Raw genomic sequence first — 12,722 nt, forward strand, 5'->3', positions numbered from 1 at the left:
GGCCGGCGTCCCGGTGGAGCCGGGCACCGCGCGGATCGCCGTTGACCTCCTCGGCGGGGACGACGCTCCCGCCGTCGTGGTTGACGGCGCTCTGCGGGCCATGCGCGCCGACCCTGACCTGCACCTGCTCCTCGTCGGTCCGACCGAGGTCGCCGACGGGATGATTGCTGCCCTCGATCCGGCGCAACGCGCCCGGATCACGGTGCGGCCCGTCCGCGATGTCGTCGGTATGGCCGACCACCCCAGTGCCGCCCGCGCGGAGAGCACCGTCCGGGCCGCGGTCACCGCCGTTCGCGACGGCACCGCCGACGCCCTGGTGTCCGCCGGTGCCACCGGTGCCACCGTCACCGCGGCAGTCCTGGGCCTCGGCCGTTGGCCGGAGATCCGCCAACCTGCCCTGGCCGCCACCCTGCCCGCCGTGGCCGGGCCTGTCGTCCTGCTCGACGTCGGCGGCTCCCTCGAACCCCGCCCGGCCACTCTCGCCCGCCACGCCGTGCTCGGCGCCGCGTACGCCGCGGTGGCGCACTCGATCGCCGCGCCGCGGGTCGGCCTGCTCTCGGTCGGCACCGAGGCCGGCAAGGGCGACCGGGTCCGCCGGGCCACCGACCCGTTGCTCGCCGTCGAGCCGCTCCCCGGCGGGGCGCGCTACGTCGGCCTGGTCGAGGGGTACGACGTGGCCCTCGGCGCGCGCGCCGATGTGGTCGTCACCGACGGCTTCACCGGTAACGTGCTGCTCAAGGCCATCGAGGGCGCGTACGCCATGGCTGGCGGCCCTCCCAGCGGGGGTGGCGCGCCCCGCGCGGCCGCCCTGTTGGGCGTCGCGGGGACTGTGGTCGTCTGCCACGGTTCCGCCCGCGCCGACGACGTCGCCTCCGGCATAGCTCTCGCCGCTCACCTGTGGCGGCGGCGCGCCACCGATCTGGTCTCCGCGTTGCTCGACGGCGACGCCGCGACGGACCGCACCGACCGTTCCACCGACACCGAGGTACGCACATCATGAGCAACGACAAGCGGCGGCGGGCATCCGTCGGTCACCTGGAAGCCGCCTTCGGCGTGAGCCTGGAACCCGAGCTGCTGCAGCGTGCGCTGACCCACCGCTCGTACGCGTACGAGAACGGCGGGTTGCCCACCAACGAGCGGCTGGAGTTCCTCGGCGACTCGGTGCTCGGCGTGGTGATCACCACGGCGCTCTTCCACAACCACCCGGACCTCCCCGAGGGGCAGCTGGCCAAGCTGCGCGCCAGCGTGGTCAACATGAGGGCCCTCGCCGACGTGGCCCGTGGTCTGGGCCCGGACGGCCTCGGTGCGTACCTGCTGCTCGGCAAGGGCGAGGAGACCACCGGCGGCCGGGACAAGGCGAGCATCCTCGCCGACACGCTGGAGGCGCTGCTCGGCGCGATCTACCTCCAGTACGGGTTGGACACCACGGGGATCGTCATCCACCGGCTCTTCGACCCGCTGATGGCCGAGTCGGCCGGCCGGGGCGCCGCCCTGGACTGGAAGACCAGCCTGCAGGAGTTGACGGCGGCGCTGGGGCTCGGCGTCCCGGAGTACCGGATCGAGGGCACCGGCCCGGACCACCTGAAGACGTTCACCGCCTGGGTGGTGGTGGCCGGCAACCGGTACGGCGGCGCCGAGGGGCGCAGCAAGAAGGAGGCCGAGCAGCGGGCCGCCGAGGCCGCCTGGCGGACGCTCGCCGAGCAGAACGGCCAGAACGACGACGGTCAGGACGGGCGGGCCGGCGACGGGCGCGAGGACCAGCCGGTCGACCGGGGCGGCTCGGCCGACTCCGACGAGCCGTTCGGGCCGTTGGAGCGCGCCGAGCGGGCGGCCCAGGCCGAGCAGGCCGACCACCTGGCGCAGGCACTGCCGGCCGGGGGTGCCGACGGCCACGAGACGGGGTCACGGAGTGCCTGAGCTGCCCGAGGTGGAGACCGTCCGGCAAGGGCTGGCCCAGTGGGTCGTCGGCCGCCGGATCACCTCGGTCGAGGTCCGTCACCCGCGTGCGGTCCGTCGGCACATCCCGGGTGACGTGCACTTCGCCGACGTGCTCGCCGGCCGGACGGTGCTCGACGCCCGCCGTCGCGGCAAGTACCTGTGGCTGCCACTGGACAGCGGCGACGCCATCATCGGGCACCTCGGGATGTCCGGTCAGATGCTGCTCCAGCCACCCGGCACCACCGACGAGACCCACCTGCGGGTCCGGTTCCGGTTCGCCGACGACGGCCCGGAGCTGCGCTTCGTCGACCAGCGCACGTTCGGCGGGCTCTCGGTGAGCGAGGGCGGCGCCGAGCTGCCAGACGAGATCGCGCACATCGCCCGCGACCCGATGGACCCGGAGTTCTCCGACGCGGAGTTCGTCGCCGCGCTGCGCCGCCGGCACACCGAGGTGAAGCGGGCCCTGCTCGACCAGACCCTGATCTCCGGGGTGGGCAACATCTACGCCGACGAGGCGCTCTGGCGCGCTGGGCTGCACGGCGCCCGACCCACCGACGCGCTGACCGGCCCTGCCGCGCAACGCCTGCTCGGCCACGTCCGCGACGTGCTCGGCGAGGCGATCACACAGGGCGGCACCAGCTTCGACGCCCTCTACGTCAACGTCAACGGCGAGAGCGGCTACTTCGACCGGGCGCTGAACGCGTACGGCCGCGAGGGAGAGCCGTGCCGGCGGTGCGGCGCACCGATCCGACGCGAGGCGTTCATGAACCGGTCCTCGTACAGCTGCCCGCACTGCCAGCCACGGCCCCGGGGTTCCCTTCGGGGATGACCCGGAGCCGACTCCGGGGTGGTGCCGGCGGGTCGCGGCCGGCCGCTCCGGGCTGGACCCTGGCGTACGTCCCGATAGCGGGTTGACGCCCGCCGAACCGACCCCCGCGCGCCCTGCGGTGATTCCGGGATGCGCCGGGGCCGATCCCCGATGTGACCGCCTCGTCACGCACCTAACGTCAGCACCGATCACTGGGGGGCTGACGTGACAGGGGGAGTCGGAATGAGGAAAAGACCGGTGACGGTGCGGCTGGCGCGGTGGAGCGCCGAGCACCCGTGGCGGGCGCTCGCGATGTGGGCGGTGTTCGTGGCGGTGTGCTTCGTCGGCGGCAGCGCCGCCGGTCTCAACGAGGCCACCAGCGGCGACCAGGCGATCGGCGAGACAGGGCGGGCCGGCCTGATCGTGGACGCCGCTGACTTCGACGACCCGGCCGTGGACAACGTCCTCATCACCTCCCGGGGCGGTGCGCTGGACGAGGCGGCGGCCCGGGCGGCGGCCGACGACGCGGCGGCCCGGCTGCGCACTGTCGTCGGGGTCGCCTCGGTGGGCCAGCCGGTCACCGCCCGGGACGGCTCGGCGCTGCTGCTGCCGATCACGATGTCCGGTGACCCGGAGACGGCCTCGGAACGGGTGCAGCCGTTGCGCGACGCCACCGCCGGCGTGCAGGCCGAGCACCCGCAGTTGCGCGTCGAGCAGGTCGGCGGGCCGTCGATCGGCCAGGCCCTCGACGACACCCTGGGCAAGGACTTCAAGCGTGCCGAGCTGCTCAGCCTGCCGGTCACCCTGGCGATCCTGATCATCGCGTTCGGGGCGCTGATCGCGGCCAGCGTGCCGGTGCTGCTGGCGCTCTCCTCGGTCGCCGCCGCGATGGGTCTGTCCACTCTCGCCTCACACCTGGTGCCGGCCACCGACACCACCGCCCCGGTGATCCTCCTGATCGGCATGGCGGTCGGGGTCGACTACTCGCTGTTCTACATCCGTCGGGAGCGGGAGGAACGTGCCAAGGGCCGATCCGGCCTCGACGCCGTGGAGATCGCCGCGGAGACCTCCGGACACGCGGTGGTGGTCTCCGGCTTCGCGGTGATCATCTCGATGGCCGGGCTGCTGCTCGCCGGCGACGTGGTCTTCTCGTCCCTCGCCGTCGGCTCGATCCTCGTGGTCGCCGTCGCGGTGACCGGCTCGCTGACCGTGCTGCCCGCTCTGCTGGCCAAGCTCGGCCGCTGGGTCGACCGGCCCAGGGTGCCACTGCTCTGGCGGCTGACCGCGCCGCGCACCGGCCGGCACGGCGAGCCCCGCAAGCCCCGGCTCTGGCCCGCGGTGCTCCGGCCCGCGCTCCGCGCTCCGGTGGTGACGCTGGTCATCTCGGTCGGATTGCTGCTCGCGCTGGCAGCGCCGGCGCTCGGCATGAAGCTGAAGTTCCCCGGCATGGAGGACCTGCCCCGCACCACGCCGGCCATGCAGGCGTACGACCGGCTCACCGCCGCCTTCCCGAGCACCGGCACCAATCACGTGGTGGCCGTGCGGGCGCCGGCCGAGCAGGCCGACCGGGTTCGCGCCGCCCTCACCGAACTGTCCACCCGTGCCGCCGGTGATCCGTTGTTCGCTCCGGTCGAGGCGGACGGTCCGAAGATCGAGGTGTCGGCCGACCGGCGGGTGTCGGTACTGGACGTGGCCACCCCGTACGCCAGTCGGGACGACCGGTCGGTGCAGTCACTGGAGAAGCTGCGCGCGGACCTGGTCCCGGCGGAGCTGCGGGGCATCCCCGGCATCGAGTACGCGGTCGGCGGCAGCGTGGCCGACAGCGAGGACTACGCCGCTCACGTCCGGCAGAAGTTGCCGCTGGTCATGGGCTTCGTGCTGGTGTTGACCTTCCTGGTCATGGTGTTCACCTTCCGGTCGGTGGTGATCGCGGCGAGTTCGATCGCGCTGAACCTGCTCTCCGCCGGCGCCGCGTACGGGCTGCTGGTGCTGATCTTCCAGGGTGAATGGGCCGAGGGTTTGCTCGGTTTCACCTCGATGGGCGCCATCGTGTCCTGGCTGCCGCTGTTCCTCTTCGTGGTGCTCTTCGGCCTCTCGATGGACTACCACGTCTTCGTGGTCAGTCGGATCCGCGAGGGGATCCGGGCCGGGATGCCCAACCGCGACGCGGTGTCCTACGGGATCACCTCCTCGGCCGGGGTGGTGACCAGCGCCGCGATCGTGATGGTCGGGGTCTTCTCGATCTTCGCCACGCTGAGCACTATCGACATGAAGCAGCTCGGCATCGGCCTCGCGGCGGCGATCCTGCTGGATGCCACGATCATCCGGGGCGTGGTACTGCCGGCGCTGATGACCATGCTGGGCGACGCCAACTGGTGGGCCCCGCGCTTCCTGCGCCCGCGTCCGGCGCCCGCGCCGGCCGACCCGCCGGCCCCCGCCCCGGAGCTGGTGCCGGTGCCCTGAACCGCCCGGAAACGGCCCACGCCGTCCCCGCCCCGCCGCTCGCCGTTCTTGCCCCTTGATCAACTCGGGTTCATTGATGTCGCGGTATCCCAGGGCGCCTGATACCGCGACATCATGAAGGGCGAGTCGATCAAGGGGCGGAGGCGAGCGGTGGGGTGTGGCGGGGCTGGGCTGGTGGGCTGGGTGTAGCCAGGCCACGGCCACGGCCACGGCCACGGCCCGGCCCACAGCCGTGTCAGGGCAGGGGGCAGGCTTCCCGCCAGGCGTCCAACGCACGGTCCTTCCGGATCGACGCGAAGCCGTAGCCGACGGTGGTGACGCAGAACTCGTCGGTCGAGCTGGCGTACTCCACGTGGAAGACCGGTTTGCCGGCGTCGACGAACGGCAGCAGCTTGGCGCACTGGCCCAGTCGGACGCACTCCTCGTTGACGACGAAGTCGAAGTCCGGGGCCAGTGCGGCGAGCTGGGGCACGTCGTTGACCAGCCCGGGGGAGAGGCTCAGCGAACGGGCCAGCTCGGCCAGCCGGCGGTTGAACAGCAGTTGGTCGTCGAAGTCGAGCGGGAAGCCGGTGCGGGACGCGTACCCGTCGGCGTCGGCGAGCGCCACCGCGCCGAAGCCCTTGCCCCGGCAGAGTCGGAAACGGTCGGCCAGCACCGGCTTGAGCGCGTCCCAGCTCCGCACGTCCAGCCACCGGCTGTCGGGCCGACGTCCGGTCGAGCCCTGGACGATGTCCGGGAACCGGCTGGCGTCCGGGTCGGCGGTGCGGACCGACCCGACGTGCACCTGGCAGATCAACCGGCGGTCCCGGGAGCGCAGGTCGGTGGTCTGTTCGGTGGTGGTGACCACCGGGTCGAGCAGGAAGACGTCTGCTTCCACCGTCGGGTCGAGCGGGCCGCTGAGCTGCCACTGCCACTGCCAGGTGCGGGCCGACGCGGCCGGCCACGCGGTGGGCGCGCCGGGCGGGGTCAGCTTGGCTCGGCACCCGTACGCCGGCACGACCAGGAGGAGCGCGACGCCGGCCGACAGGACGCGGCGCAGTGGGCGTACGGCGACGTGTCGCCGCGGCCGGATCCACATCGGCAGCTCCCGGGTCCCGGACGGCCCGTCGCCGCCCGCACCGGTACGCCGCCCCGCACCCTCGGCCCGACGTACCTCACCGGGTCAAACGAGCGCGGGGGCGCGGACGACGCGCGGTCAGCGCGGCGCGGCGAAGACCTGCGTCCAGTACGGCCCGTTGCTGTTGGCGATGCCGACGCCGATCTCGGTGAACGCGCAGTTCAGGATGTTGGCCCGGTGGCCGGAGCTGTTCATCCAGGCATCCATCACCGCGGCCGGGGTCTTCTGGTTCCAGGCCACGTTCTCGCCGTACGTGCGCCAGGTGTAGCCGACCCGGTCCAGCCGCGTGCCGGCGTTGCTGCCGTCGCTGCCGGTGTGCGACATCTTCTGGTGGTCGGCCTGGTCCTGACTGTGCTTCTGTGCGGCGGTCATCAGCTTGGCGTCGATGCTCAGCGCCTTGCAGCCGGCCTTGGCCCGCTCGGCGTTGACCAGCTTCACCACCTCGCTGGCCTGGGCGCTGACGGTGCCGCTGGAGCCGCTGGAGCCGCTGCTGGTGTTCGGCGCGGTGCTGCGCTCGACGCTGCGGCGCGACGCGGCGGTGGTCCGTGACGCCGCCGGGGTCGGCTTGACGACCTTGCTCGGCGAGGGGCTCGGCTGCGCCGGGCTGGGCGTGGCGGACGGGGAGGGTGCGGCCAGGGTGTCGATGGCCGGCTGCTCGGCCGGGGCCTCCGTCGCGAAGGTGTCGTCGACGGCGGTTGGCTGACTGCCCCCGTTGTCACCGCCGGGCAGCGCGAGCGCGCCGACGCCGAAGCTCACCACGAGGGTGGCCGCTGCGGCGGCGCCTCCGATCATCAGTGGCTTGCGCCAGCGGCGGGGAGAGCGGTGTCGGCCCTCGCCGGGCCGGCCGGTCACGCCGACTGTCGTCTCCGGGTCGGCGTCGGTGCGCCAGCCGCCGGTGGTCTCCGCGTCGGTGTCCGGGTGCCAGCCGCCGGTGGGGTCCTCGACCGGGCGGCTGTTGGCCCAGGCGCCGCTCCCGCCATCAGGGCGGTGGGCCGGCCAGGTGGCGGTGTGGGCGTCGGCCGAGTCGACGGGTGTCGCCGGGCCCGACTGCCAGTCGGCGGCGGGCTGCTCCGGGTGCCACTCGTCCCCGGGCTGGTCGGAGTCGTCACCGAACAGGTAGGCCGAGCGGGGCTCCGGACGGTCGTGCAGCCAGGCCGGCTCGTCGGTCGGCCGTTCGACGCGCCGGGGTGCGCCGTTCGGGTCCATCGGGTCGGTCCAGCCGTACACGCCTATGCCTCCAGGGGTCGGTTGCGGGCCGGGGTGACGCTACGGCGCGGCCCCGAGCTGCGGCAACGTGGCTAAGGAAGAGTTAAGGGGAAGTCGGACGCGAGGGGGCGGACTTCCGGAAATCCGGGCGTACAGTAAAGGTGTCCGGACAGAGAGTGTCCGTGCCTTGAAGGCAGCCCCCCGACAAGTGGACAGGTCGACGTGGAGATGATCTACGGCCTGCGAGAACTTGACGAAGGAGGGGGTTTCGGCTCAATATATAGGTGTCGCCAGTCGCGCCCGGTCATGCCCAGATACAGCCTGGAATGACAGCCGCGTACTTAATGGGCGCGCGTTGGCCGGCCTTTCCGGCAGCGCATATCAAGGAGTCAGCATGGCGAAGGCCCTCTACGGCCACGTAGGTGCAGCGCCCGACCGGCGTCTGCTCGACGAGGTCACCCGACTGCGTGCCAGGGTGCAGGCACTGGAGTTCGAGATCACGCGTCTGCGTGCCGACAACGATCGGCTCGCGGCGGCTGCGGCGGAGGCGGACGATCTGCTCCGTCTGGCCGAGCCGGCGCTGACCTGATCTCCACCTCGACAAAACTGAATCGCACTATCGCAAAAAGCGCGCCGACACGTTCTGTGCCGGCGCGCAACACTGTCCGGTTCCTTTCGGGCCGACGATTTGTGATCTTGTGGTCGGTCGCACGGGAACCGTCCCGGCCGCATCCGAATAACGCGCCCACGGATAAGCCGATCATGAACTGCTCTCGCCATTATCGGGGCCGTCGGAACAACAGCGCGGTGGTGCCTCGCGCCCTCGACGCACACGACCCGGGGCGGGTCGCGTGCTCCTCCGCTCCCACCACCGGGTTAGTCTGCGGGTTCACCCAGGTCCCCAGAGCCGGCGACGGTACGGCGGCCACCGGACGAGGATCGAGAAGGTGTATCTCAAGAGCCTGACGGTGAAGGGCTTCAAGTCCTTCGCCTCCGCCACGACGTTGAAGCTGGAGCCCGGGATCACCTGTGTGGTGGGCCCGAACGGCTCCGGCAAGTCCAACGTCGTCGACGCCATCGCCTGGGTCCTCGGCGAGCAGGGCGCCAAGGCCCTGCGCGGCGGCAAGATGGAGGACGTCATCTTCGCCGGCACCGCCGGCCGGGCGCCACTGGGCCGCGCCGAGGTCACCCTCACCATCGACAACACCGACGGCGCGCTGCCGATCGAGTACACCGAGGTCTCCATCACCCGCCGGATGTTCCGCTCCGGCGAGAGCGAGTACGAGATCAACGGCAACACCTGCCGGTTGCTCGACATCCAGGAGCTGTTGTCCGACTCCGGCATCGGCCGGGAGATGCACATCATCGTTGGGCAGGGCCGACTCGACGGCATGCTGCACGCCAAGCCGGAGGACCGGCGGGCGTTCATCGAGGAGGCGGCCGGCGTCCTCAAGCACCGCAAGCGCAAGGAAAAGGCGCTGCGCAAGCTCGGCGCGATGCAGACCAACCTCAACCGCCTGACCGACCTCACCGCTGAGCTGCGCCGTCAGCTCAAGCCACTGGGCCGGCAGGCCGAGGTGGCCCGCCGTGCCGCCGGAATCCAGGCCAACCTGCGCGACGCGCGGCTGCGTCTGCTCGCCGACGACCTGGCCACCCTGCGCACCACCCTCGATCGGGAGATCGCCGACGAGACCGCGCTGCGCGAGCGGCGTGAGCAGATCGAGGGCGAGCACGTCGAGGTGCAGGGCCGGCTCGGCGAGTTGGAGGCCGCCCTCGCGGAGGACGCGCCGCTGCTCGCCGCCGCCCAGGACACCTGGTACAAGCTGTCCGCCCTCCAGGAGCGCTTCCGCTCGATCGAGCAGTTGGCCCGGGAACGGCTGCGGCACCTCAGCGCCAGCGGCGACGACGAGCGGCCCGGCCGCGACCCGGACCAGCTGGAGGCCGAGGCGGAGCGCGTCCGCGAGCAGGAGGAGGAGCTGCGCGGGGCACTCACCGACGACCAGATCCGGCTGGCCGAGGCGGTTGAGCACCGCCAGGAGCTGGAACGGCAGCTCGCCGCCGCCGAACGGGAGCTGGTCGCCGCCGCCAAGGCCATCGCCGACCGCCGGGAGGGGATGGCCCGGCTCACCGGGCAGGTCAACTCGGCCCGCGCCCGGACGACCAGCGCCGGCGAGGAGATCGAACGACTCGCCGTCGCGCACGCCGACGCGCTGGGCCGCGCCGAGCAGGCGCAGGCCGACCTGGACGCGGTGGCCGCCCAGTCCACCGAGGCCGACCGGGACAACGCGGACCTGGACGCCCGGCACGCCGAGGCGGTCGCCGTGCAGGAGCGGGCGCAGGCCACCGTGCGCTCGCTGTCCGACGCCGAGCGGGCGGCGGAGAAGGACGCCGCCACCTGGAAGGCCCGGGAGGAGGCGCTGGCGCTCGGGCTGCGCCGTAAGGACGGCGCGGGAGCGCTGCTCGCCCGGGCCGGCGACGTGCCCGGCCTGCTCGGCAGCCTCGCCGGGCTGCTCACCGTCGCGCCCGGCCACGAGGCCGCACTGGCCGCCGCGCTCGGCGGTCTCGCCGACGCGGTCGCCGTCAGCGGGGTGGACGAGGCCGTCGAGGCGATGCGCCTGTTGAAGATCTCCGACGCCGGCCGGGCCGGCCTGCTCGTCGGCAGCCCGGCGGGGCCCGGCATGACCGGTTCCGCCGACGCGCTGCGCCCGAAGCTGCCCGACGACGCCCGGTGGGCCCCCGACCTGGTGGAGTGCAGCGCCGAGCTGCGTCCGGCCGTGCACCGGGCACTGCGCGACGTGGCGCTCGTCGACGATCTCGCCTCCGCCGCCGACCTGGTCGCCAGTAACCCCGAGCTGCGGGCGGTCACCCCCGACGGTGACGTGGTCGGGGCGTACGCGGCGGCTGGTGGGTCGGCCAAGGCCCCCAGCTACATCGAGGTGCAGGCCGCCGTCGAGGAGGCCCGCGCCAACCGGCTCACCGCCGAGCGCGCGGGCGTGGAGCTGCGCGACCAGCTCGTCGAGGCGCGTGCCGAGGTGGCCGCCGCCAAGGAGGCCGTGCAGCACGCCGCCGCCGAGAAGCGTGAGGCGGAGAGCCACCGCAACGCCGCCGCGCGCCGGCTGGCCGAGCTGGGGGCGGCGGCCCGCTCGGCGAAGGCGGAGACCGACCGGCTCGGTGAGTCCCGCTCCCGCGCCGAGGCGGCTCGACAGCGGGACCTCACCGCACTCGCCGAGCTGGAGGAACGGCTGCGGCTGGCCGAGGAGACCCCGGTCGACGCCGAGCCGTCCAGCGAGGAACGGGACCAACTCGCCGCGATGGTGCCGCAGGCCCGGCAGAACGAGATGGAGGTCCGGCTCGCCGTGCGTACCGCCGAGGAGCGGGTCTCCTCGATCGCCGGTCGGGCCGACTCGCTGGCCCGGCAGGCCACCGCGGAGCGGGCCGCCCGGGAGCGCGCCGCGGCCCGGCGGGCCGCGCGCACCAGGGGTGCGGGCATCGCCCGGGCCGTCGCCGGCGGCGCCCGGGAGGCGCTCACCCGGCTCACCACCTCGATCGCGACGGCCGAGGAGCACCGCGACGCCGTCGCCCTGGAACGCGCCGCCCGCGAGGCGGAGCTTCAGGAGGTACGCGGGGCAGCCAAGCGTCTCGGCGCGGAGCTGGAGCGGCTGACCAGCCAGGTGCACCGTGACGAGGTGGCCCGCGCCGAGCAACGACTGCGCATCGAGCAGCTGGAGGCGAAGGCCGCCGAGGACTTCGGGCTGGACGTGGAGACGCTGGTCGCCGAGTACGGCCCCGCGCAGCCCGTTCCGCCGACCCAGGTCGACGTCGCGACGGCCGAACGGGACGGCCTGCCGGTGCCCGAGCCGGTGCGCTACGAGCGGCCGGTGCAGGAGAAGCGCGCCGCCAAGGCGGAACGCGAACTGGCCCTGCTCGGCAAGGTCAACCCGCTCGCGCTGGAGGAGTTCGCCGCGCTGGAGGAGCGCTTCAAGTTCCTCTCCGAGCAGTTGGAAGACCTCAAGGCCACCCGTCGGGACCTGCTCACCGTGGTCAAGGACGTGGACGAGCGGATCCTGGAGGTCTTCGCCAGCGCCTTCGAGGACACCGCTCGGGAGTTCGAGCAGGTGTTCACGGTGCTCTTCCCCGGCGGCGAGGGCCGGTTGATCCTCACCGAGCCGGACGACCTGCTCACCACCGGCGTCGAGGTGGAGGCCCGACCGCCGGGCAAGAAGATCAAGCGGCTGTCGCTGCTCTCCGGCGGCGAGCGGTCGCTGACCGCGGTGGCCATGCTTGTGGCGATCTTCCGCGCCCGGCCCAGCCCGTTCTACATCATGGACGAGGTGGAGGCGGCCCTCGACGACGTCAACCTGGGCCGGCTGATCCTGTTGCTGGCACAGTTGCGGGAGAAGAGCCAGCTGATCGTCATCACGCACCAGAAGCGGACGATGGAGATCGCGGACGCGCTCTACGGGGTCACCATGCGCAGCGGGGTCACCCAGGTGATCAGCCAACGGCTCAACCGGGCCGACGAGGACGACCAGCGGCACGGCCGCGGCGAGGAGAACGGGTAGTGGCTCGGGAACGCGCGACGGCGCTCCTGCTGGACTTCGACGGCGTACTGCGCCGGTGGGATCCGGCGGTGGCTGCCGGTGTCGAGCGGGAGTACGGCCTGTCCGAGGGGGTGCTCGGCGAGATCGCCATGCAGTGGGGCCGGCTTCAGCCGGTTCTCACCGGCCAGGTCAGCCACGCCGAGTGGGTGAGCAGCGTGGCCGACGCTCTCGCCGAGCCGGCCGGTGGCCCGGACCGGGCCCGGGCAGCGGTGGAGCAGTGGCAGCGCTACCGGGGTGAGGTGGACACCGAGGTGCTCGACTTCGTCCGCGAGGTACGCGCGGCCGGGATCACTGTCGGGCTGGGCACCAACGCCACAGACCTGCTCGACGCCGACCTGGCCGCCCTCGGTCTGGTCGGCGAGCTGGACGTGGTGGTCAACTCCTCCACCCTCGGAGTGCACAAGCCCGCCCCGGAATACTTCCAGGCCGCCTGCCAGGCCCTGGCCACCCCGCCGGCCCGGGTGCTCTTCGTCGACGACGAGGACTGGGCCGTACGGGGTGCCCGCTCCGCTGGGCTGTCGGCGCACCGCTGGGGCGGCCACGCCGACCTGCGTTACCTGCGGGCGGCTCTGGGCCACTGAGCCGCGCC

General features: G+C 73.0%; 9 protein-coding genes. 7 read left to right on the top strand and 2 right to left on the bottom strand.

The genetic code is table 11. The features are described from left to right. The first annotated feature begins 13 nt into the window (after positions 1-13). The 4 genes from GA0070619_RS02775 to GA0070619_RS02790 all read left to right on the top strand — a co-directional run bounded on the left by GA0070619_RS02775 (position 14) and on the right by GA0070619_RS02790 (position 5,209). Positions 14-1,000, top strand: coding sequence for a hypothetical protein (locus GA0070619_RS02775; protein ID WP_088946598.1), 987 nt, complete (start codon positions 14-16; stop codon positions 998-1,000). Further along, entirely contained in the window at positions 997-1,917 is a 921-nt protein-coding gene (gene rnc / locus GA0070619_RS02780) for a ribonuclease III (RefSeq protein ID WP_231927242.1), read from the top strand. Before GA0070619_RS02775 ends, rnc begins: the two co-directional genes overlap by 4 nt. Beyond that, on the top strand, positions 1,910-2,767 hold the full coding sequence (gene mutM / locus GA0070619_RS02785) for a bifunctional DNA-formamidopyrimidine glycosylase/DNA-(apurinic or apyrimidinic site) lyase (protein WP_088946600.1): 858 nt from the start codon (positions 1,910-1,912) through the stop codon (positions 2,765-2,767). The genes rnc and mutM overlap by 8 nt, the downstream gene beginning before the upstream one ends. A 222-nt stretch (positions 2,768-2,989) precedes the next feature. After that, a complete protein-coding gene (locus GA0070619_RS02790) occupies positions 2,990-5,209 on the top strand; it encodes an MMPL family transporter (RefSeq protein ID WP_088946601.1) in 2,220 nt (739 codons plus the stop codon). 235 nt (positions 5,210-5,444) lie between these two features. Here GA0070619_RS02790 and GA0070619_RS02795 read toward each other — a convergent pair whose 3' ends face one another. Further along, a complete protein-coding gene (locus tag GA0070619_RS02795) occupies positions 5,445-6,287 on the bottom strand; it encodes an endo alpha-1,4 polygalactosaminidase (RefSeq protein ID WP_088946602.1) in 843 nt (280 codons plus the stop codon). 117 nt (positions 6,288-6,404) lie between these two features. Beyond that, a complete protein-coding gene (locus GA0070619_RS02800) occupies positions 6,405-7,553 on the bottom strand; it encodes a CAP domain-containing protein (RefSeq protein ID WP_406082303.1) in 1,149 nt (382 codons plus the stop codon). A 373-nt stretch (positions 7,554-7,926) separates the two neighbouring features. Here GA0070619_RS02800 and GA0070619_RS02805 point away from each other — a divergent pair, with 373 nt between their 5' ends. The 3 genes from GA0070619_RS02805 to GA0070619_RS02815 all read left to right on the top strand — a co-directional run bounded on the left by GA0070619_RS02805 (position 7,927) and on the right by GA0070619_RS02815 (position 12,714). Then, positions 7,927-8,121: a hypothetical protein gene (locus tag GA0070619_RS02805; RefSeq protein ID WP_007456482.1), complete on the top strand. Its 195-nt coding sequence runs from the start codon at positions 7,927-7,929 to the stop codon at positions 8,119-8,121. Positions 8,122-8,479: 358 nt separating this feature from the next. Continuing rightward, a complete protein-coding gene (smc, locus tag GA0070619_RS02810; RefSeq protein ID WP_088946603.1) occupies positions 8,480-12,094 on the top strand; it encodes a chromosome segregation protein SMC in 3,615 nt (1,204 codons plus the stop codon). After that, positions 12,094-12,714 carry an HAD-IA family hydrolase gene (locus tag GA0070619_RS02815; RefSeq protein WP_088946604.1) on the top strand — a complete coding sequence of 207 codons (621 nt, stop codon included), beginning with the start codon at positions 12,094-12,096 and terminating at the stop codon, positions 12,712-12,714. Before smc ends, GA0070619_RS02815 begins: the two co-directional genes overlap by 1 nt. Positions 12,715-12,722: the final 8 nt, after the last annotated feature.

Origin of the sequence: Micromonospora zamorensis (genome assembly GCF_900090275.1) — a bacterium.
GTDB classification, from domain to species: Bacteria; Actinomycetota; Actinomycetes; order Mycobacteriales; family Micromonosporaceae; genus Micromonospora; species Micromonospora zamorensis.

What these genes read in the sequence shown, in the direction of transcription:
- GA0070619_RS02805 (WP_007456482.1), top strand. Translation starts at nt 7,927, where the DNA reads ATGGCGAAGGCCCTCTACGGCCACGTAGGTGCAGCGCCCGACCGGCGT.
- GA0070619_RS02795 (WP_088946602.1), bottom strand. Translation starts at nt 6,287, where the DNA reads ATGTGGATCCGGCCGCGGCGACACGTCGCCGTACGCCCACTGCGCCGC.
- GA0070619_RS02790 (WP_088946601.1), top strand. Translation starts at nt 2,990, where the DNA reads ATGAGGAAAAGACCGGTGACGGTGCGGCTGGCGCGGTGGAGCGCCGAG.
- rnc (WP_231927242.1), top strand. Translation starts at nt 997, where the DNA reads ATGAGCAACGACAAGCGGCGGCGGGCATCCGTCGGTCACCTGGAAGCC.